We start from the raw sequence: 21,738 nt of genomic DNA on the forward strand, positions 1-21,738 counted from the left end.
ATAATATTATTTAAATGAAGAAAAAGAAGCTACTTCATAGTTGCAACTACACTTACTGTCTTCTTGCTTCCGTCGAATGGGATTACATTTCCTGCAACCTCTACTCCGTCAACTGTAAGTGATGCAACGCCCTTTTGAATCTTGTTAGGGTTCTTGATTTCAATATTGTAGGTTACTCCGCGGTAAACACGTGTGATATTGAAATCACCAAATTCTGCTGGGATACATGGATTAACTGAAAGTCCCTCAAGTGTAGGATAAATTCCAAGGATGTATTGAGAGATATTTGTGAATGTCCATGCAGCAGTTCCTGTAAGCCAGCTGTTCTTTGCCTCACCGTGGAACTTGGCATCAGCTCCTGCTACCATCTGTGAGTAAACATAAGGCTCTGTTCTATGTATCTCAGAAATGTCCTCGATGTATGAAGGGCATGTTTTCTTGTAAACTTCAAATGCTCTATCACCACGTCCTATGCATGTTTCTGCAATAGAAATCCAAGGATTGTTGTGGCAGAAGATTCCGGCATTTTCCTTGTATCCTGGTGGATATGATGTGATTTCACCAAGCTCAAGATGATATCTTGTGTAAGCTGGCTGAAGAATCATAACACCGTACTTTGTATCAAGCTTTTCCTTAACTGAATCAAGGGCTTTCTTTGCGTTACCATCCTCGATACCAACACCAGCCATTACGCACATACCCTGTGGCTCGATGTAAATCTGACCTTCATCACATTCCTTAGAACCAACCTTGTGGCTGTATGCATCATAAGCTCTTACGAACCAATCACCGTCCCAGCCATCCTTCTCAATGGCTTTAATCATCTTATCAACCTCAGCTAAAACTCTGTCAGCTTCAGCATTGTCGCCCATGAGCTTGCAAAGGTCTGCATACTCGCGACCATATTTTACAAACATACCAGCAATAAATACTGATTCTGCAACAGGTCCCTCTGATGGTCCAAAGCACTGGAAGCTTTCGCCAGGATGTTCAGAGAAGCAGTTAAGGTTCAGGCAATCATTCCAATCGGCACGACCAATAAGTGGAAGGTCGTGTGGACCCTTGTGATTAACAATATAATCAAATGAACGCTTCAAATGCTCCATAAGAGTAGTTGCCACAGACATATCGTTGTCGTAAGGAACCATTTCCTTAAGGATTGAAGTATCACCAGTTTCGCGGATATAAGCGCTTGTTCCTGCAATGAGCCATAATGGATCATCGTTAAATCCAGAACCTATATCAGAATTGCCCTTCTTTGTAAGAGGCTGATACTGATGGTAAGCACTACCATCCTGGAACTGAGTAGAAGCAATATCGATGATACGCTCTCTAGCTCTATCTGGAATAAGGTGAACGAACCCAAGTAAATCCTGGCAGGAATCTCTAAATCCCATTCCTCGTCCGATACCTGTTTCGTAGTAAGAAGCAGAACGTGACATGTTAAATGTAACCATACACTGATACTGGTTCCAGATATTTACCATACGGTTAACATGCTCATCCTTAGATTCGATATGGAACTTGCCAAGAAGTTCATTCCAGTATTCATTAAGCTTTGCAAAGGCATTGTTGAAATCTGCCTCTGTTTTATATTTGCCAAGCAGTTCATTAGCTTTCTTCTTATTGATGATTCCAGGAGCTTCCCACTTATCATCCTCAGCATTTTCAATGTAACCAAGTGCAAATACGAATGTCTTGCTTTCGCCAGCTTCAAGGCTGACATTTATCTGGTGAGAAGCGATTGGATACCAGCCAGAAGCAATAGTGTTATGAAGCTTTCCTTCAATAACAGCAGCTGGCTTGTCAGGACCGTTGTATGCACCACGGAATTCATCTCGGCTTGTCTCGAATCCATCAATCTTTGTATTTACAGAGTAAACAGCGTAGTGATTACGGCGCTCTCTGTACTCAGTCTTGTGATATATTGTAGAATCGATTACTTCTACTTCGCCAATAGAAAGGTTACGCTGATAATTCTTCATATCGTCATCAGCGTTCCATAGGCACCACTCAACATAAGAGAAAAGTGTGATATCTTTTTTGGCATTTCCCTTATTAGTCAAAGTAACCTTTGTAAGTTCAACCGGGTCACCGATAGGTACAAATGTTGTAAGTGCAGCTTCAATATCATTCTTAGCACCTGTGAATTTGCTGTAACCAATACCGTGACGGCACTCGTAAGAATCAAGCTCAGTCTTTGTAGGCTGCCAGCCTGGGTTCCAGATTGTATCTCCATCTTTAATATAGAAATACTTACCATTAGTATCTGGTGTAGTGTCGTTGTAACGATATCTAGTCATGCGAAGAAGCTTTGCATCCTTATAGAATGTATATCCACCGCAAGTGTTAGATATCAATGTGAAGAAGTCTGTACAGCCAAGGTAATTAATCCATGGCAATGGGGTCTTTGGAGTGGTGATAACGTATTCTTTATTGTTATCATCGAAAAATCCGTATTTCATATGTTCCTCCCTAAATGATGAATAAGTAAACGATTAAGTTATAATTTAATTGATAATCGTGTAAATACTGATAAAAACCTACGCAAACGTTTAAGCTAATAAGCACAGTATTTACGCTTTAAGAATACCATAATAAGTTGAAAAAGCAATTAGAAGGATGAAACTTTGTGCAAATAGCACTAAAAAGGCAGGGTGAATTATTGCGAAAACACAAATTTTCGAAAATGACTTGTAGATTTTCGAAAATAGAGCTATATTTAAGTTACGAAAACGATTAAGCGTTTTCAGAAGGGATTAGGTATGAAGTGATGGTTTCATTAAAGGATATTGCAAGCAAATGTAATGTATCCGTAGCTACTGTCAGTAAGGCACTTAATGATCACAGTGACATCGGAGCGGAGACAAAAGCCAGGATAAGAAGGACAGCAAGAGAATTAGGATACGTGCCAAATGCGGCAGCAAAATCCATGAAGACGAATAGAACCCACAACCTTGGAGTTTTATTTATGGATGATGCCAACAGCGGATTACAGCACGACTTCTTCGCAAGTGTCTTGGAAAGCTTCAAAAAAGAAGTTGAAAGGGAAGGCTACGATATCACCTTTATTTCTAATGATAGAACCAGACCGGGAAGAACTTCTTATCTTACACATGCAAGATACAGAAGATTTGATGGAGTGATAATAGCAAATGTTCACTTCGATGACCCAGAGGTGGTAGAGCTGGTTAAAAGCGATATTCCGGTTGTTACAATCGATCACATCTACAACGACACCACTACAATCTTATCTGATAATGTAGATGGAATGAAAACTCTTGTTGATTTTGTTGTTGCAAATGGTCATAAGGATATCGCATACATCCATGGGGCTGATTCTTCAGTTACAAGAACAAGACTTGTTACTTTCAACAAACAATTGGAAGAGCACGGAATTACAGTTCCAGATGAGTACATTCAGGAATCTCCTTATAGAGATACACATGGGGCATACGAAAAGACATTGGAGCTTTTGGATTTGCCAAACAGACCAACCTGTATCTTTTATCCAGATGATTATGCAGCATACGGCGGCATGAGAGCGGTGATGGAAAAGGGATTGAAGGTTCCAGATGATGTATCAGTAGTTGGGTTCGATGGAATCAAGGTGGCTCGCCACATTCGTCCACGTCTTACAACCTACAGACAGGATGCGGATGGCTTAGGAACCCAGGCGGCGAAGAATCTTATCGATTTAATCGAAAGACCAAAGACCACATTAATCAAGCAGATAGTGGTAAAAGGAAAGCTCCTTGAAGGAGATACTCTTAAAAAGCTTAATTAGGCATTTGGTTGAGAAATCAACTTATTATAAATGCAGTAACAATCAATCAAAACGCGCTAAGCGCGTAAAATTGGGAGGAACACAAAATGAAAAAACGTTTAGTAAGTTTGCTAGCAATGGCAACAATGACAGCAACAATGTTTGCTGCATGTGGAAGCTCTGATACAGCTTCTACAGAAACACCTGCAACTGATGGAGCAGCTACAGAGGCTACTGATTCAGCTGACGCTGCAGTAGAGCTTCCTGAAGACACAGGTAAGGTTCTTAACATCTATGGATGGAACGAGGAGTTCAAGAGCCGTCTTACAGATCATTATGCAGGCTACACAGAAGTAGATGCAACACATGGTAAGATTGGTGATGTTGATGTTGTTTGGAATATCACTCCTTCAACAGACAATGCATACCAGAACAACCTTGATGAAGCTCTTTTAGCTCAGGAATCTGCTTCTGCAGATGACAAGGTTGATTTATTCCTTGTAGAAGCTGACTATGCACTTAAGTATGTTGATACAGATTATGCAATGGCTCTTAAGGATCTTGGAATCACAGATGCTGACCTTGCTGATCAGTACAAGTACACACAGGATATCGTTACAGATTCAAACGGTAACTTAAAGGGTGCTTCATGGCAGGCTTGCTCAGCTGGTCTTATCTACAACAGAGAAGCAGCTAAGGAAGTTTTAGGAACAGATGATCCTACAGAAGTACAGGCAGCTGTAGCTGACTGGTCTAAGTACAGCGAGACAGCTAAGAAGGTTGCTGATGCAGGCTACACAATGTGCTCTGTAAACGATACATACCGTGTATATTCAAACAACGTATCTGGCAAGTGGGTACAGGATGGCAAGGTTGTAATTGATAAGAACATTGATAAGTGGGTAGAGGATTCTAAGGCACTTGTTGATGCTAAGGCTGAAGATACAGATGATCTTTGGGGCGATGACTGGGGTAAAGGCAAGAGACCTGAAGGAAAGGTATTCTGCTACTTTGGACCAGCTTGGTTCTTCAACTTCAGCTTGGACGCAGCTGATGAAGGTACAATCGCAAACAAAGGCGGTTGGGGATTCTGCGAAGGCCCACAGTCTTACTACTGGGGTGGTACATGGATCTGCGCAGCAACAGGCACAGACAATGCTAACCTTGTAAAGGATATCATCCTTACAATGACAACAGACAAGGCAGTACTTAAGGATATCGCTCAGAAGGATTCTGATTGTGTAAACTCTAAGACAGTTCTTGCAGAACTTGCAGCAGATGAGTCTGGTAACCTTGATATTCTCGGTGGACAGAACCCATACGAGCAGCTTGCAGCAGGAGCAGAAGGAATTGACTTATCAAATCTTTCAGCTTATGACCAGGGTTGCAACGAGGAATTCCAGAAGGCAATGAAGAACTACTTCCTTGGCAAGGCTACAAAAGATGAAGCTATTGATATGTTCAAGAAGGCAGTTCATGAGAAGTATCCAGATGTAGCAGTAGACTAATAGTTTTACTTAATTGATGGATAATTAAAATGGGGGCGCATGGGGGATAGGCTCCATGCGCCCTATTTAGAAGAAAAAGGGAGCATTTATGGCTAAGAAAAGTAAAGTAGTTAGATACAATAAATGGGGCTACATATTTTTAATTCCGTTTCTCGTAGTGTTTATAGTATTTCAGTTGATACCATTGGTATCTACTATTTATAATTCTTTTTTCGAGAATTATCGCTCGGGATTAACTCAGATTGGTCCTAATTTTGTTGGAATCGAAAATTACAAAACAATAATTACAAATGGTGATTTACCATTATATTTCAAGAATACAATGATTATGTGGATTTTAGGCTTTATTCCACAGATAGTACTTTCATTATTATTAGGAGCTTGGTTTACTGATCCTTCACTTAGATTAAAGTTCCAGACATTTTTTAAAACAGTAATCTATATGCCAAACTTGATTATGGCATCAGCATTTGCAATGTTATTCTTTACATTATTTGCTGATAGCGGTCCAATCAATTCATTATTAATTCAGATTGGTGTCTTTAAAGAAGCATTTAAGTTTATGAGCCATGCAGGAACTGTCAGAGGACTTGTGGCTACAATGAACTGTCTTATGTGGTTTGGAAATACGACTATTCTTCTGATGGCAGGTATGATGGGTATTGATCCTTCATTATTCGAAGCGGCTCAGGTTGATGGTGCTACTGCTAATCAGATTTTCTATAAAATAACTCTGCCACTCCTTAGACCAATATTGGTATTCGTAATGATTACCTCACTTATTGGTGGATTACAGATGTTTGATGTACCACAGATTTTAACAAACGGTACTGGAGACCCAATGCGTACATCAATGACACTTATTATGTATTTGAACAAGCATCTATATAGTAAGAACTTTGGTCTTGCTGGTGCACTTTCAGTTTACATGTTTGTAATCACTGGAATTTTAAGTTTGATTGTTTACAAGTTTACAAATTCAGAAAAGAATTAGGAGAATAGAAATGGCAGATAATAAGAAACAATCTGGCGGTGGTATTCATTTTAGAAGACTGATTGCCTATATTGTATTAATAATAATATCGTTCCTGTGCTTGTTCTGGTTCTATGTGCTATTTATTAATGCTACAAGAAGCAATGCTGAATTAAGTGCAGGTTTCACAGCAATCCCAAGCACCCATTTTATTGAAAACTGGGTAAACCTTAAAAACGGAACACTACCTATTGTAAGGGGTATGTTTAACTCACTTATAATCGCATTTTTAACTGCGACACTTGCTACATATTTTTCAACAATGACTGCATATGCTATTCATGCTTATGATTTTAAGGGCAAGAAATTCATCTTCACATTCATACTTATGATTATGATGATTCCTACACAGGTAACTGTACTTGGTTTCTTGCAGTTGATTGATAAGATGAAGCTTGATAACAGCGCAATCCCTCTTGTGGTTCCTGCTATCGCATCTCCAGCTGTATTCTTCTATATGAAGCAATACATGGATGCTACACTTCCTCTATCACTTGTTGAAGCAGCAAGAATTGACGGCTCTGGAGAATTCAGAACCTTCAATCAAATTGTAACACCTCTTATGAAGCCAGCTATTGCTGTACAGGCAATCTTTAGCTTTGTAGGAAGCTGGAACAACTACTTCACTCCAGCACTTGTATTACACGATGACACTAAAAAGACTCTTCCTATATTAATAGCCCAGCTTCGTAACGCTGACTGGCTCAAGTTTGATATGGGACAGGTATATATGATGATTGCATTCTCAATCTTCCCTGTTATAATTGTATACCTAATCCTTTCTAAGCACATCGTAGGTGGCGTAACTCTTGGAGGTGTTAAAGGTTAGCAAGTAATTTGCACAAGCTTGCTTGGGTAAATTGCTTGCCACAGCGAGCCCATTGCCGAAGGCAATTTGCATGGGCTCTGCTTTCCCGTATTGGGGTTGTGTTTTTATAACATATAAATTCAGAAAAAGACTTGACAGACTTACCTAGCTATGATAAATTTAGCTAGCGACTAAGAAAAGCAGGTCTTTTTTTTATGCTCTTTTTTCGCCTCATCAAATTGTTCGCTATGATGAGTGAGCGTAAGGTAGACCAAAGTAGAAATTTAACGGAGGTGGAAGTTGTGCGCACAAAGATAACATTAGCTTGCACAGAGTGCCAGCAGCGTAATTACAACATGACAAAAGACAAGAAGACACACCCTGACAGAATGGAAACAAAGAAGTATTGCAGATTCTGCAAGAAGCACACAATGCACAAAGAGACAAAGTAGTCTAGCGGAGGTGCGATTATGGCAGAGGAGAAGAAAGCAAAGTCAGGACGTTTCGCAGGTCTCAAGGCAGAGTTTAACAAGATTGTCTGGGCAGACCCTAAGGACGTGTCAAAGCAGACAACAGCAGTTGTTGCTGTGTCAGTAGTTGTAGCAGTGATCATCATCGTATTAGATGCAGTGATCAACAAGGGTGTTAATATCCTAGTTAATTTATAATGGAGGCATCGCGTATGGCAGAGGCAAAGTGGTATGTAGTTCATACTTACTCAGGCTATGAGAACAAAGTCAAGACAAACATTGAAAAGGCAATCGAGACACAGCATCTCGAAGAGCAGATACTTGATGTACGAGTACCTATGGTCGAAGTTACTGAGACTAAGGACGGCGTTAAGAAGCAAGTTTCTAAGAAGATGTACCCTGGTTACGTTCTTATTGAGATGATTATGAATGATGAAACCTGGTATGTTGTCAGAAACACAAGAGGTGTTACAGGCTTCGTAGGACCAGGAAGTAAGCCAGTGCCATTGTCAGAAGCAGAGGTTCAGGCATACTTACTAGGTTCTAGCACTGAAAAGGTCAACGTTGAGGTAGACTTCGAAATCGGCGATACACTTAGCGTAGTAGATGGTACCTGGAAAGATACTGTTGGTGTTGTTAAGTCTATCAATGCTAAGAAGCAGACAGTTACAATCAGCGTTGAAATGTTCGGACGTGAGACACCAGTTGAGATTGATTTCACGGACGTACGAAAGATGGATTAGGTTAGCACGATAAAGGTACGAAGGTGCTAACGCTTATTAAGCAGGAGGAATATCATGGCTAAGAAAATTGAAGGCTATATCAAGTTACAGATTCAAGCTGGTAAAGCTACACCAGCACCACCAGTTGGTCCAGCACTTGGTCAGCATGGTGTAAACATTGTGGAGTTTACAAAGCAGTTTAACGCAAAGACAGCAGATATGGGAGACACAGTAGTTCCTACAATCATCACTGTTTATGCAGATAGAAGCTTCAGCTTCATTACAAAGACTCCACCAGCTCCAGTTCTTATTAAGAAGGCTTGCAAGATTGCTAAGGCATCAGGCACACCTAATAAGACAAAGGTAGCTAAGATTACAAAGGCTCAGGTTAAGGAAATCGCAGAGACAAAGATGCCAGACCTTAACGCAGCATCAATCGAAGCTGCAATGAGCATGATCGAAGGAACATGTAGATCAATGGGCGTTGAGGTTGTAGAATAATTACAGCTTAGCGAAAACAACGTTCTTACTATTAATTAATTGAGTGGGAGAGCATTTAGCTCGACAAACCACAGGAGGTAAACATGAAAAGAGGAAAGAAATACGTTGCAGCTGTTAGCTCATACGATAAGTCAGCTGCATACGATCCAGCAGAAGCAATCTCACAGGTAAAGAAGAATGCTACTGCAAAATTTGATGAGACAATTGAAGCTCATATCAGAACTGGTTGTGACGGACGTCACGCTGAGCAGCAGATTCGTGGTGCTGTTGTACTTCCACACGGCACAGGTAAGACTGTTAGAGTTTTAGTATTCGCTAAGGGTGCTAAGCTTGACGAGGCGCAGGCTGCAGGCGCTGATTTCGTTGGCGGCGAGGAGCTTATTCCAAAGATTCAGAACGAAGGATGGTCTGATTTCGATTCTGTAGTTGCTACTCCAGATATGATGGGTGTTGTTGGACGTCTTGGTCGTGTACTTGGACCTAGAGGACTTATGCCAAACCCTAAGGCTGGTACAGTAACAATGGATGTTGCTAAGGCTGTTGAAGAAATCAAAGCTGGTAAGATTGAGTATAGACTTGATAAGACAAACATTATCCATGTACCTATCGGAAAGGCTTCTTTCACAGAGGAGCAGTTAGCGGACAACTTCCAGACTCTTATGGATGCTATCAACAAGGCTAAGCCATCAAGCTTAAAGGGTCAGTACATTAAGAGCATTTCACTTGCTCCTACAATGGGACCTGGCGTTAAGCTTAATGTTGCTAAAGTTTCAAACTAATAGTTGACAGCCCAATATAATAAATGATATAATGCACAAAGTTGTTGCCGAAGACAGCAGGTGGCGTTAGCCGTAAAGATTTTATCTACCAGCCGAGGACGATTAAGTATTTATCGATTAATCACCTCTATGTCTTTATGGCATAGAGGTTTTTTACTTATCCTCATATAAGCAACACTAAGATTTTATAAGGAGGAAAAATTCGTGGCAAAAGTTGAATTAAAGCAGCCTATCGTTGACGAGATTTCAGCTCAGGTTAAAGATGCAGCATCAGTTGTAGTAGTTGACGCTCGTGGACTTACAGTTGCAGAAGACACACAGTTACGTAAGCAGCTTCGTGAAGCAGGCGTTTCATACAAGGTTTACAAGAACACACTTATGAAGCGTGCTTTTGAAGGAACTGACTTTGCAGCACTTGATGAGGTTCTTGAAGGACCTAGCGCAATCGCTGTTTCAAAGGACGATGCTACAGCACCAGCAAGAATCCTTGCTAAGTTTGCTAAGACAGCATCTAACCTTGAGATCAAGGCTGGTGTAGTAGAAGGTACATTCTACGATGCACAGGGAATGACAGCAGTTGCAGCTGTACCAAGCAGAGAGGAACTTCTTTCAAAGTTACTTGGAAGCTTACAGTCACCAATCACAAACTTCGCTCGCGTACTCAACCAGATCGCAGAGCAGGGTGGTGCATCTACAGAGGCTCCAGCAGCAGATGCTGCAACAGAAGAGCCAGCTGAGGCTCCAGCAGAGGAAGCTCCAGCAGCAGATGCAGAGTAATTTAATTGATTTTTATTATTATTTAATGGAGGAAAATAATCATGGCAAAGATGACAACAGAAGAGTTTATCGCAGCTATCAAAGAGCTTAGCGTATTAGAGTTAAATGACCTTGTAAAGGCATGTGAGGAAGAGTTCGGCGTTTCTGCAGCAGCAGGCGTTGTAGTTGCAGCAGCAGCTGGCGACGGTGCAGCAGCAGGCGAAGAGAAGGATGAGTTCGATGTAGAGCTTACAGAAGTTGGTTCTGAGAAGGTTAAGGTTATCAAGGTTGTTCGTGAGGCAACTGGTCTTGGTCTTAAGGAAGCAAAAGAGCTCGTTGATGGCGCTCCAAAGGTAATCAAGGAAGCAGCAGACAAGGCTACAGCTGAGTCAATCAAGGCTTCTCTTGAGGAAGTTGGCGCAAAGGTTACATTAAAGTAATTAAGCCTTATTCATAAGCAGAGTGAATAAAATAAATGGTGTCTCTGGGGATTTATCTCCAAGAGATACCATTTTTTTATTCATTGTGCGCCGAAGGCGCTAATAAATGACTGCGATGCAGGCATTTATGTACTGCTGAAAAAACAATTATATAAATACTTGACTTTATTGTTGCTTTTGGCATAGAATGTAGTTTGCACTATTATGGTGCAGTGTGTACTTCTATGCTTATTTTTATGTATGGATTTCCACACATTACTTAGGTAAGATTTTTCCAAATTTAAAATAAAATGAGAGGTGGAACGTCAATGGAGAAAAACAGAATACGTCCAGTGAAAGCTGGAAAGAACTTGCGTATGAGTTACTCGAGACAAAAAGAGGTACTTGAGATGCCTAATTTAATCGAGGTCCAGAAGAACAGCTATGACTGGTTCGTTAAGGACGGATTAAAGGAAGCATTTGCAGATATCTCTCCTATTCAAGATAGGGGTAACCAGCTTGAGTTACATTTTGTTGACTTTACACTGTGCAAGGATGAGGTGAAATATACAATCCCACAGTGCAAGGAAAGAGATGCAACATATGCTGCACCTTTAAAGGTTAAAGTGCGCCTTGTTAACAAGGAATCCGGCGATATGCAGGAGCACGAAATCTTTATGGGTGATTTACCACTTATGACTGAGACAGGTACATTCGTAATCAACGGAGCGGAGCGTGTTATCGTCAGCCAGTTGGTACGTTCACCAGGTATCTACTATGCAATCGGTCACGATAAGATTGGTAAGGAGTTATATTCTTGTACTGTTATTCCAAACCGTGGTGCTTGGTTAGAGTATGAGACAGATTCCAATGACGTTTTTTATGTACGTGTAGATCGTAACAGAAAGGTACCTGTTACAGTTCTTATTCGTGCACTTGGTTTAGGTACAAACCAGGAGATTATAGATGTTTTCGGTGAGGAGCCAAAGATTCTTGCTACATTTGCTAAGGATCCTTCTATCACAGAAAAGAATCCACAGGGTAGCTATGAAGGCGGCCTTTTAGAGTTATATCGTAAGCTTCGTCCAGGCGAGCCACTTGCTAAGGATAGTGCTGAGTCTCTTATCCATGGCATGTTCTTTGATCCACGTCGTTACGATCTTGCAAAGGTTGGACGTTACAAGTTCAATAAGAAGCTTATGCTTCGCAACCGTATTGCAGGACAGATTTTAGCTGAGGATGTTGTTGATACAACTACAGGTGAAATCATTGCTAAGGCTGGAGATAAGGTAACTGTTGAGAAGGCAGATGAAATCCAGAATGCTGCAGTTACACACGTATTTATCCAGACAGAGACACGTAATGTCAAGGTGCTTTCTAACATGATGGTTGACATCACTAAGTTCGTTGACTGTGATGCAGCTTCACTTGGTATTACTGAGCTTGTTTATTATCCAGTTCTCGAGAGAATTCTTTCTGAGAACTCTACAAAAGAAGATATCGAAGATGCAATCGAGAGAAATGTTGCAGACCTTATTCCTAAGCACATTACTGTTGAGGATATTTTTGCTTCAATCAACTACAATATGCATCTTGAGTATGGTATTGGTAAGGATGATGATATCGATCACCTTGGTAACCGTCGTATCCGTGCTGTAGGTGAGTTGTTACAGAACCAGTACAGAATTGGTTTATCACGTCTTGAGAAGGTTGTACGTGAGCGTATGACTACTCGTGATGTTGAGGATATTTCACCACAGAACCTTATCAATATTAAGCCTGTAACAGCTGCTATCAAGGAATTCTTTGGTAGTTCACAGTTGTCACAGTTCATGGATCAGAACAACCCACTTGGTGAGTTGACACATAAGAGACGTTTATCAGCCCTTGGTCCTGGTGGTCTTTCAAGAGACCGTGCCGGATTCGAGGTTCGAGACGTTCACTACTCTCACTATGGACGTATGTGCCCAATCGAGACACCTGAAGGACCTAACATCGGTCTTATCAACTCTCTTGCTAGCTATGCTCGTATTAATGAGTATGGTTTCATCGAGGCACCATACAGACGTATTGATAAGTCTGACCCAGAGAACCCTCGTGTAACAGACGAAGTTGTATATATGACTGCAGACGAAGAGGATAATTACCATGTAGCACAGGCTAACGTCAAGCTTGACGAGGAAGGCCATTTCATGAGAAAGAACGTATCTGGTCGTTTCCGTGAGGAGACTCAGGAATACGATAAGAAGATGTTCGATTACATGGACGTATCTCCTAAGATGGTATTCTCAGTAGCTACAGCCCTTATTCCATTCCTTCAGAACGATGATGCTAACCGTGCCCTCATGGGTTCTAACATGCAGCGTCAGGCAGTGCCTCTTCTTACTACAGAAGCACCTGTTGTTGGTACAGGTATGGAACCAAAGACAGCTGTCGATTCAGGTGTCTGCGTTGTTGCTAAGCGCGCAGGTATCGTTGAGATGTCTGAAACAAAGAGAATTATCGTTAAGGCTGACGAAGACGGAACAAGAGATGAGTATGATCTTCTTAAGTTCACACGTTCTAACCAGTCTAACTGCTATAACCAGCGCCCTATCGTATTTAAGGGTGACCATGTAGAGGCTGGCGAGGTTATCGCTGATGGTCCTTCTACAAAGAATGGTGAGCTTGCCCTTGGTAAGAACCCACTTATCGGATTCATGACATGGGAAGGTTACAACTACGAGGATGCCGTTCTTCTTTCAGAGCGCCTCGTTCAGGATGATGTTTACACATCTATCCATATTGAAGAGTACGAAATCGATGCTCGTGATACAAAGCTTGGACCAGAGGAAATCACACGTGATGTAGCTGGTGTAGGTGATGATGCTCTTAAGGATCTTGATGAGAGCGGTATCATCCGTATCGGTGCAGAGGTTCGTGCCGGTGATATCCTTGTTGGTAAGGTTACACCAAAGGGTGAGACAGAGCGTACACCAGAAGAAAGACTTCTTCTTGCAATCTTCGGCGAGAAGGCTAGAGAGGTACGTGATACATCACTTCGTGTTCCGCACGGTGCTTACGGTATCGTTGTTGATGCAAAGGTATTTACTCGTGAGAACGGTGATGAGCTTGCTCCAGGAGTTAACAAATCAGTACGTATCTACATCGCTCAGAAGAGAAAAATCGGTGTAGGTGATAAGATGGCCGGTCGTCACGGTAACAAGGGTGTAGTTTCCCGCGTGCTTCCAGTAGAGGATATGCCATATCTTCCAAACGGTCGTCCACTTGATATCGTACTTAACCCATTGGGCGTTCCTTCACGTATGAACATTGGTCAGGTCCTTGAGATTCACCTTTCTCTTGCAGCTAAGGCTCTTGGATTTGATATTGAGACACCAGTATTTGATGGTGCAAAGGAAATTGATATTCAGGATACTCTTGAACTTGCAAATGACTATGTAAATATGCCATTTGATAAGGAAGAGGCTAAGGACGGCGAGGAGACATTCTTCGATAAGTATGTTGATGTCCTTCGTGAGGATGTTATGGATTATCTTTCAACAAACCGTGCACACCGTGCGCTTTGGAAGGGTGTTCCAATCTCTCGTGATGGTAAGGTACAGCTTCGCGATGGTCGTACAGGTGAGCCATTCGATGGTCCAGTTACTATCGGACACATGCACTACCTCAAGCTACACCACCTTGTAGATGATAAGATCCACGCTCGTTCAACTGGTCCTTACTCTCTTGTTACACAGCAGCCACTCGGTGGTAAAGCACAGTTCGGTGGTCAGCGTTTCGGAGAGATGGAAGTTTGGGCCCTCGAGGCTTATGGTGCATCATACACACTTCAGGAAATCCTTACAATGAAGTCTGATGATGTTATCGGTCGTGTTAAGACATACGAAGCTATTATCAAGGGTGAGAACATCCCTGAGCCAGGTATCCCTGAGTCATTCAAGGTATTACTTAAGGAATTACAGTCACTTGGTCTTGATGTACGTGTGCTCGATGAAAACCGTGAAGAGGTTGAGCTCATGGAGACTAGTGAATATGGAAATACAGACCTCAATGCAATCATCGCAGGCAGCGACAGAAACTTCGCTTTCGAGGATGACAATTCATTCGCACAGGCAGGATTCTCTAAGAAGAAATTCGATTCAGAGGGTGATCTTGTAGATGACGAAGATGATATGCCATACGAAGAAGATGACGAAGATTTCGATGACGTAGCAGATGAATTTGATGAGGAATAAATAGGAAGGGAGCTAGAAAATGCCAGAGAATAAAGAAGCGACATATCAACCAATAGCATTTGACGCAATACAGATTGGATTGGCTTCACCTGAGAAGATCAGACAGTGGTCTCGTGGCGAGGTTAAGAAGCCTGAGACAATCAACTATCGTACACTGAAGCCTGAGAAGGATGGTCTTTTCTGCGAAAAGATTTTTGGACCAAGCAAGGACTGGGAATGTCACTGCGGAAAGTACAAAAAGATTCGTTATAAGGGTGTAGTTTGTGACCGTTGTGGTGTTGAAATCACAAAGGCTAGCGTTCGTCGTGAGCGTATGGGTCACATCGAGCTTGCTGCACCAGTTTCACATATTTGGTATTTCAAGGGAATCCCTTCACGTATGGGACTTATTCTTGATCTTTCACCAAAGACATTAGAGAAGGTTCTCTACTTTGCATCATACATCGTACTTGATGCAGGTGAGACTGCTCTTATGTACAAGCAGGTTCTTACAGAGGCTGAATACCAGGAAGCTAGAGAGCAGTATGGTAACGGCTTCAGGGTAGGAATGGGTGCTGAAGCTATTCAGGAGCTGTTAAAGGCAATTGACCTTGATGAGGAAGCTACTAGACTTCAGATTGAATTAGATAACGCTACAGGCCAGAAGCGTTCACGTATCATCAAGAGACTCGAGGTTGTTGAGGCATTCCGTGAGTCAGGAAACAGACCTGAGTGGATGATTATGACAGTTATCCCTGTTATTCCACCAGATCTTCGTCCTATGGTACAGCTTGATGGTGGCCGTTTTGCTACATCTGACCTTAACGACTTATATCGTCGTATCATTAACAGAAACAACCGTCTTCGTAGACTGTTAGAGCTTGTAGCTCCTGATATCATCGTTCGTAACGAGAAGCGTATGCTTCAGGAAGCTGTTGATGCTCTTATTGATAACGGTCGTAGAGGACGTCCAGTTACAGGTCCTGGTAACAGACCACTTAAGTCACTTTCAGACATGCTCAAGGGTAAGTCTGGTCGATTCAGACAGAACCTTCTTGGCAAGCGTGTTGACTACTCAGGTCGTTCAGTTATCGTCGTTGGACCAGAGCTTAAGATTTACCAGTGTGGTCTTCCAAAAGAGATGGCACTTGAGCTATTCAAGCCTTTCGTTATGAAGGAGCTTGTTGGTAATGGAATGGCTCACAACATTAAATATGCTAAGAAGATGGTAGAGAAGTTTGAGCCAGAGGTTTGGGACATCCTTGAAGATGTCATTAAAGAGCATCCAGTTATGCTTAACCGTGCTCCTACACTTCATAGATTAGGTATCCAGGCTTTCGAGCCAATCCTTGTAGAAGGTAGAGCTATCAAGCTTCATCCACTTGTATGTACAGCTTTCAACGCCGATTTCGACGGTGACCAGATGGCTGTTCACCTTCCACTTACTCAGGAGGCACAGGCAGAGTGTAGATTTATGCTTCTCTCTCCTAACAACTTACTTAAGCCTTCAGATGGTGGTCCTGTTGCCGTTCCTTCACAGGATATGGTACTTGGTATCTATTATCTTACACAGGAGCGTGGTACTACAGTAGGCGATTCAAGAGAAGAGCTTGGTGAGGGTAAGATTTTCAAGAACCTTAACGAAGCAATCTTAGCTTATGAGAACAAGGCTCTTACAATGCACGCTCGTATTACAGTTCGTGTTTCTAAGAAGCAGGCTGATGGTACTGTAGTAACAGGTAATGTTTCATCAACACTTGGAAGACTCTTATTTAACGAGATTATTCCTCAGGATCTTGGTTATGTAGATAGAACAAAGCCTGAGAATGAGCTTGTACCAGAGGTTGACTTCCACGTTGGTAAGAAGCAGTTAAAGCAGATTCTTGAAAAAGTTATTAATACACACGGAGCTACAAAGACAGCAGAAGTTCTTGATGATATCAAGGCAATGGGTTACCACTACTCAACAATCGCTGCCATGACAGTTTCTATTTCAGATATGACAGTTCCTGCTCAGAAGCCAGAGCTTATTGCACAGGCTGAGGAGACAGTTGATAAGATTACACGTCAGTACAAGCGTGGTCTTATTACAGAGGAAGAACGTTATCGTGAAGTTGTAGATACATGGAAAGAGACTGATGATGAGCTTACAAGAGACCTTCTTGATGGTCTTGATAAGTACAACAACATCTTCATGATGGCTGATTCAGGTGCCCGTGGTTCTGATAAGCAGATTAAGCAGCTTGCTGGTATGCGTGGTTTGATGGCTGATACAACAGGTAAGACTATCGAGCTTCCTATTAAGTCTAACTTCCGTGAGGGTCTTGATGTACTTGAGTACTTCATGTCAGCTCATGGTGCTCGTAAGGGTCTTTCTGATACAGCTCTTCGTACAGCCGATTCAGGATACTTGACACGTCGAATGGTTGACGTTGCTCAGGAGCTTATTATCCGTGAGTCTGACTGTGTTGCTGGTACAGACAGAGAAATCCCAGGTATGTGGGTATACGCATTCATGGATGGTCGTGAAGAGATCGAATCTCTTAAGGATCGTATTACTGGTAGATTCTCTTGCTACTCTATCTACGATGCTAACGGCGAAATGATTGTTAAGGCTAATCACATGATTACACCTAAGCGTGCAGCTGCAATCATTGAGCGTGGTGTTGATGATAAGGGCGAGCCAATTAAAAAGGTTAAGATTAGAAACGTACTTAACTGCCGTTCACACGTTGGTGTATGTGCTAAGTGTTATGGTGCTAACATGGCTTCAGGTCGTGCCGTACAGGTTGGTGAAGCAATCGGTATCATCGCTGCACAGTCTATCGGTGAGCCAGGTACACAGCTTACTATGAGAACATTCCATACTGGTGGTGTTGCTGGTAACGATATTACACAGGGTCTTCCTCGTGTCGAGGAGCTTTTCGAGGCTAGAAAGCCTAAGGGACTTGCTATCATCACAGAGATTGCTGGTACAGTTTCTATTGAAGAGGATTCTAAGACAAAGAAGAGAGAGGTTGTTGTTACAAACTCTGAGACAGGTGATGTAGAGAAGTACTTAATTCCTTATGGTTCACGTATCAAGGTTCTTGCTGGACAGGAACTTGAAGCTGGTGATGAGCTTACAGAAGGTTCTGTAAACCCACATGATATCCTTACTATTAAGGGTAAGTCAGCTGTTCAGGATTACTTAATCCGTGAAGTTCAGCGTGTTTACCGTTTACAGGGTGTTGATATCAACGATAAGCATATCGAAGTACTTTGCCGTCAGATGTTAAAGCGTATCAGAGTTGACGAGGCTGGTGATACAGGCTTCATGCCAGGTTCACTTGTTGATTGGCTTGACTTTGAGGATGCTAACGAGAAGATGGAAGCAGAAGGTAAGGAACCAGCTACAGGTACTCAGGAGCTTCTTGGTATTACAAAGGCAGCCCTTGCTACTAACTCATTCCTTTCAGCAGCTTCATTCCAGGAGACAACTAAGGTTCTTACTGATGCAGCTATCAAGGGTAAGATTGATCCACTTAACGGACTTAAAGAGAACGTTATCATCGGTCGCTTAATCCCTGCTGGTACAGGTATGAAGAGATACTCTAACATTCCACTTTCAACTGATAATCAGTTGGCAGAGGCTCAGGCAGCTCTTGACGCTCTTGAGAACGAAGATGCAGAGGCTGAAACAGCTGAAGATCTTGTTGATGTAGAATAATAATTGTTTATATTGAATGGCCTTGGCGAAGTGCTAAGGCCATTTTTTTCACATTTTTTATCTTGACATATTGAAATATAGGAAATATAATGTTCTAGCATGCGCTAATGGGATAACTATGTAATTTTGCATGCGAAGAAATAAATTAGGAGGTAAAAAAGAATGCCAACATTCAACCAGCTAGTTAGAAAAGGTCGTCAGACATCTGTTAAGAAGTCTACAGCACCAGCACTTCAGAGAGGTTATAACTCTCTTAAGAAGAAGCCTACTAACACTTCTTCTCCACAGAAGCGTGGTGTATGTACAGCTGTTAAGACAGCTACACCTAAGAAGCCTAACTCAGCTCTTCGTAAGATTGCCAGAGTTCGTCTTTCAAACGGAATCGAAGTAACATCATACATTCCAGGCGAAGGTCACAATCTTCAGGAGCATAGCGTTGTTTTGATTCGTGGTGGTCGTGTTAAGGATTTACCAGGTACACGTTATCACGTAATCAGGGGTACACTTGATACAGCCGGCGTTGCTAACCGTAAGCAGGGTCGTTCAAAGTACGGCGCTAAGAGACCTAAGGACGCTAAGTAAAATAGCGTAATGGCTTAATATTTTTATTGTATATCACATAAACTTTGGTGAGTGTTGTATTTTATTTTACTTATGAATAAATACTGCACGAACACACAGTAATACATGTGAGTACCGTTGATCTAACAAATTTTAGTTAAGGAGGGAAGTATCGTGCCAAGAAAAGGACATACTCAAAAGAGAGACGTTTTGGCAGATCCTATATACAATAGCAAAGTAGTTACAAAGCTTATCAACAACATCATGCTTGATGGTAAGAAGGGCGTAGCTCAGAAGATTGTATATGGTGCATTTGACAAAGTCGCAGAAAAGACTGGAAAGCCTGCACTTGAGGTTTTCGAAGAAGCTATGAACAACGTTATGCCTGTACTTGAGGTAAAGGCTAGACGTATCGGTGGTGCTACATATCAGGTACCTATCGAAGTTAGACCAGATCGTCGTCAGGCCCTTGGCCTTAGATGGCTCACAATGTTCTCTCGTACACGTACAGAGAAGACAATGGAAGAGCGTCTTGCTAACGAGATTATGGATGCAGCTGGTAACACAGGTTCAGCTGTTAAGAGAAAAGAAGAAATGCATAGAATGGCAGAAGCTAATAAGGCATTTGCTCATTACAGATTCTAATAGGAGGGGCAAACAGTGGCAGGAAGAGAATATCCACTTGAGCGTACCAGAAATATTGGTATTATGGCTCATATCGATGCCGGAAAGACTACACTTACAGAGCGTATTCTTTATTATACTGGTGTTAACTACAAAATCGGTGATACTCATGAAGGAACTGCAACCATGGACTGGATGGAGCAGGAAGCAGAGCGTGGTATCACAATCACTTCAGCTGCTACAACATGTCACTGGACTGAGCAGGAAAACTGCAAGCCTAAGAAGGGTGCTTTAGAGCACCGTATCAACATCATTGATACACCAGGCCACGTAGATTTCACTGTTGAGGTTGAGCGTTCCCTTCGTGTACTTGATGGCGCCGTTGGTGTCTTCTGTGCAAAGGGTGGCGTTGAGCCACAGTCAGAGAATGTTTGGAGACAGGCTGACACATATAACGTACCAAGAATGGCTTTCATCAATAAGATGGATATCCTTGGTGCAAACTTCTACGGAGCTGTTGATCAGATCCGTGATAGACTTAAGAAGAACGCTATCGTTCTTCAGCTTCCAATCGGTAAGGAAGATGATTTCAAGGGAATCATCGATCTTTTCGAGATGAAGGCATACATCTATAACGATGATAAGGGTGATGATATTTCTATCACAGATATCCCTGAGGATATGAAGGAAGATGCTGAGCTTTATCACACAGAGCTTGTTGAGAAGATTTGTGAGTTAGATGATGATCTTATGATGGCTTATCTTGAGGGTGAGGAGCCTTCAATCGATGAGTTAAAGGCAGTACTTCGTAAGGCTACTTGCGAGTGCAAGGCTATCCCAGTATGCTGTGGATCTGCATATAGAAACAAGGGTGTTCAGAAGCTTCTTGATGCTATCCTTGAGTTCATGCCAGCTCCTACAGACGTACCAGCTATCCAGGGTACAGACTTAGATGGTAACCCAGTTGAGAAGCACTCTTCAGATGAAGAGCCATTCGCAGCTTTAGCATTTAAGATTATGGCTGACCCATTTGTTGGAAAGCTTGCTTTCATCCGTGTATATTCAGGTACATTGAACTCAGGTTCATACTGCCTCAATGCTACAAAGGATAAGAAGGAACGTGTAGGTCGTATCCTTCAGATGCACGCTAACAAGCGTACAGAGTTAGACAAGGTTTACTCTGGTGATATCGCAGCTGTTGTAGGTCTTAAGTTTACAACAACTGGTGATACAATCTGCGATGAGCAGCACCCAGTTATCCTTGAGTCTATGGAATTCCCAGAGCCAGTTATCGAGCTTGCTATCGAGCCTAAGACTAAGGCTGGTCAGCAGAAGATGGGCGAGGCTCTTGCTAAGCTTGCTGAAGAGGATCCTACATTCCGTCAGCACACTGATCAGGAAACAGGTCAGACAATTATCGCAGGTATGGGTGAGCTTCACCTTGAGATTATTGTTGATCGTCTTCTTAGAGAGTTCAAGGTTGAGGCAAACGTTGGTGCACCTCAGGTTGCTTACAAGGAGACATTTACAAAGCCTGTTGATCAGGAATACAAATATGCTAAGCAGTCAGGTGGTCGTGGTCAGTACGGTCACTGTAAGGTTAGATTTACTCCAATAGATGCTAACGCTGAAGAGACATTCAGATTTAAGTCTTCAGTAGTTGGTGGTGCTATTCCTAAGGAATACATCCCATCTGTTGGTGAGGGTATCGAGTAAGCAGCTAAGGCTGGTATCCTTTGCGGATTCCCTGTTCTTGGTGTAGAAGCAGACGTTTACGATGGTTCTTACCATGAAGTCGATTCATCAGAAATGGCATTCCACATTGCTGGTTCAATGTGCTTCAAGGAAGCTATGGCTAAGGCAGC

Annotated in this window: 16 protein-coding genes, 1 pseudogene and 1 other annotated feature; of the genes and pseudogenes, 16 read left to right on the top strand and 1 reads right to left on the bottom strand. The window is 42.1% G+C overall.

Annotated features, from left to right (window positions below; translation table 11 throughout):
* Positions 1–29: 29 nt before the first annotated feature.
* Positions 30–2,465, bottom strand: a complete 2,436-nt coding sequence (locus IJ535_RS06220) for a GH36-type glycosyl hydrolase domain-containing protein (RefSeq protein WP_294300212.1) — start codon at positions 2,463–2,465, stop codon at positions 30–32.
* A 308-nt stretch (positions 2,466–2,773) separates the two neighbouring features.
* On the opposite strand from IJ535_RS06220, the gene IJ535_RS06225 reads away from it, so the two are divergent.
* The 16 genes and pseudogenes from IJ535_RS06225 to fusA all read left to right on the top strand — a co-directional run.
* The gene (locus tag IJ535_RS06225; RefSeq protein WP_294300243.1) at positions 2,774–3,787 is read left to right on the top strand and encodes a LacI family DNA-binding transcriptional regulator; all 1,014 of its coding nucleotides are present in this window, start codon (positions 2,774–2,776) and stop codon (positions 3,785–3,787) included.
* An 86-nt stretch (positions 3,788–3,873) separates the two neighbouring features.
* Positions 3,874–5,274, top strand: coding sequence for a carbohydrate ABC transporter substrate-binding protein (locus IJ535_RS06230; RefSeq protein WP_294300214.1), 1,401 nt, complete (start codon positions 3,874–3,876; stop codon positions 5,272–5,274).
* An 88-nt stretch (positions 5,275–5,362) separates the two neighbouring features.
* On the top strand, positions 5,363–6,268 hold the full coding sequence (locus tag IJ535_RS06235; protein ID WP_294300216.1) for a carbohydrate ABC transporter permease: 906 nt from the start codon (positions 5,363–5,365) through the stop codon (positions 6,266–6,268).
* 10 nt (positions 6,269–6,278) lie between these two features.
* Positions 6,279–7,136: a carbohydrate ABC transporter permease gene (locus tag IJ535_RS06240; RefSeq protein ID WP_294300220.1), complete on the top strand. Its 858-nt coding sequence runs from the start codon at positions 6,279–6,281 to the stop codon at positions 7,134–7,136.
* Between the two features lie 281 nt (positions 7,137–7,417).
* Positions 7,418–7,567 carry a 50S ribosomal protein L33 gene (gene rpmG / locus IJ535_RS06245; protein ID WP_028234592.1) on the top strand — a complete coding sequence of 50 codons (150 nt, stop codon included), beginning with the start codon at positions 7,418–7,420 and terminating at the stop codon, positions 7,565–7,567.
* 18 nt (positions 7,568–7,585) lie between these two features.
* A complete protein-coding gene (secE, locus tag IJ535_RS06250; protein WP_294300223.1) occupies positions 7,586–7,783 on the top strand; it encodes a preprotein translocase subunit SecE in 198 nt (65 codons plus the stop codon).
* Between the two features lie 14 nt (positions 7,784–7,797).
* Positions 7,798–8,328, top strand: coding sequence for a transcription termination/antitermination protein NusG (gene nusG / locus IJ535_RS06255; protein ID WP_294294732.1), 531 nt, complete (start codon positions 7,798–7,800; stop codon positions 8,326–8,328).
* A 54-nt stretch (positions 8,329–8,382) separates the two neighbouring features.
* Positions 8,383–8,808 carry a 50S ribosomal protein L11 gene (gene rplK, locus IJ535_RS06260; protein WP_294294729.1) on the top strand — a complete coding sequence of 142 codons (426 nt, stop codon included), beginning with the start codon at positions 8,383–8,385 and terminating at the stop codon, positions 8,806–8,808.
* Between the two features lie 83 nt (positions 8,809–8,891).
* Positions 8,892–9,587 carry a 50S ribosomal protein L1 gene (rplA, locus tag IJ535_RS06265; RefSeq protein WP_294300226.1) on the top strand — a complete coding sequence of 232 codons (696 nt, stop codon included), beginning with the start codon at positions 8,892–8,894 and terminating at the stop codon, positions 9,585–9,587.
* 29 nt (positions 9,588–9,616) lie between these two features.
* Positions 9,617–9,751: a sequence feature (ribosomal protein L10 leader region), on the top strand.
* 40 nt (positions 9,752–9,791) lie between these two features.
* A complete protein-coding gene (rplJ, locus tag IJ535_RS06270) occupies positions 9,792–10,364 on the top strand; it encodes a 50S ribosomal protein L10 (protein ID WP_294300229.1) in 573 nt (190 codons plus the stop codon).
* Between the two features lie 41 nt (positions 10,365–10,405).
* Positions 10,406–10,783 carry a 50S ribosomal protein L7/L12 gene (gene rplL / locus IJ535_RS06275; RefSeq protein WP_294300232.1) on the top strand — a complete coding sequence of 126 codons (378 nt, stop codon included), beginning with the start codon at positions 10,406–10,408 and terminating at the stop codon, positions 10,781–10,783.
* Positions 10,784–11,091: 308 nt separating this feature from the next.
* Positions 11,092–15,000 (top strand): DNA-directed RNA polymerase subunit beta, encoded by a 3,909-nt coding sequence (gene rpoB, locus IJ535_RS06280; RefSeq protein ID WP_294300234.1) that lies wholly within the window; start codon positions 11,092–11,094, stop codon positions 14,998–15,000.
* A gap of 19 nt (positions 15,001–15,019) precedes the next feature.
* Positions 15,020–18,688 carry a DNA-directed RNA polymerase subunit beta' gene (rpoC, locus tag IJ535_RS06285; RefSeq protein WP_294300237.1) on the top strand — a complete coding sequence of 1,223 codons (3,669 nt, stop codon included), beginning with the start codon at positions 15,020–15,022 and terminating at the stop codon, positions 18,686–18,688.
* Between the two features lie 162 nt (positions 18,689–18,850).
* A complete protein-coding gene (gene rpsL / locus IJ535_RS06290) occupies positions 18,851–19,270 on the top strand; it encodes a 30S ribosomal protein S12 (protein ID WP_028234583.1) in 420 nt (139 codons plus the stop codon).
* Positions 19,271–19,423: 153 nt separating this feature from the next.
* Complete coding sequence (rpsG, locus tag IJ535_RS06295) at positions 19,424–19,894, top strand: 30S ribosomal protein S7 (RefSeq protein ID WP_028242927.1); 471 nt, start codon at positions 19,424–19,426, stop codon at positions 19,892–19,894.
* A gap of 15 nt (positions 19,895–19,909) precedes the next feature.
* Positions 19,910–21,738: pseudogene (gene fusA / locus IJ535_RS06300) on the top strand (elongation factor G); the annotation flags it as partial.

Source organism: Pseudobutyrivibrio sp. (genome assembly GCF_017471675.1).
In the GTDB taxonomy this organism is placed as follows: Bacteria; Bacillota; Clostridia; order Lachnospirales; family Lachnospiraceae; genus Pseudobutyrivibrio.

Coding starts and splice junctions, on each gene's coding strand:
- IJ535_RS06235 (WP_294300216.1), top strand. CDS start 5,363: ATGGCTAAGAAAAGTAAAGTAGTTAGATACAATAAATGGGGCTACATA.
- rpoB (WP_294300234.1), top strand. CDS start 11,092: ATGGAGAAAAACAGAATACGTCCAGTGAAAGCTGGAAAGAACTTGCGT.
- IJ535_RS06240 (WP_294300220.1), top strand. CDS start 6,279: ATGGCAGATAATAAGAAACAATCTGGCGGTGGTATTCATTTTAGAAGA.
- IJ535_RS06225 (WP_294300243.1), top strand. CDS start 2,774: ATGGTTTCATTAAAGGATATTGCAAGCAAATGTAATGTATCCGTAGCT.
- secE (WP_294300223.1), top strand. CDS start 7,586: ATGGCAGAGGAGAAGAAAGCAAAGTCAGGACGTTTCGCAGGTCTCAAG.
- rpsL (WP_028234583.1), top strand. CDS start 18,851: ATGCCAACATTCAACCAGCTAGTTAGAAAAGGTCGTCAGACATCTGTT.
- rplL (WP_294300232.1), top strand. CDS start 10,406: ATGGCAAAGATGACAACAGAAGAGTTTATCGCAGCTATCAAAGAGCTT.
- IJ535_RS06230 (WP_294300214.1), top strand. CDS start 3,874: ATGAAAAAACGTTTAGTAAGTTTGCTAGCAATGGCAACAATGACAGCA.
- rplK (WP_294294729.1), top strand. CDS start 8,383: ATGGCTAAGAAAATTGAAGGCTATATCAAGTTACAGATTCAAGCTGGT.
- rplA (WP_294300226.1), top strand. CDS start 8,892: ATGAAAAGAGGAAAGAAATACGTTGCAGCTGTTAGCTCATACGATAAG.
- IJ535_RS06220 (WP_294300212.1), bottom strand. CDS start 2,465: ATGAAATACGGATTTTTCGATGATAACAATAAAGAATACGTTATCACC.
- nusG (WP_294294732.1), top strand. CDS start 7,798: ATGGCAGAGGCAAAGTGGTATGTAGTTCATACTTACTCAGGCTATGAG.
- rpoC (WP_294300237.1), top strand. CDS start 15,020: ATGCCAGAGAATAAAGAAGCGACATATCAACCAATAGCATTTGACGCA.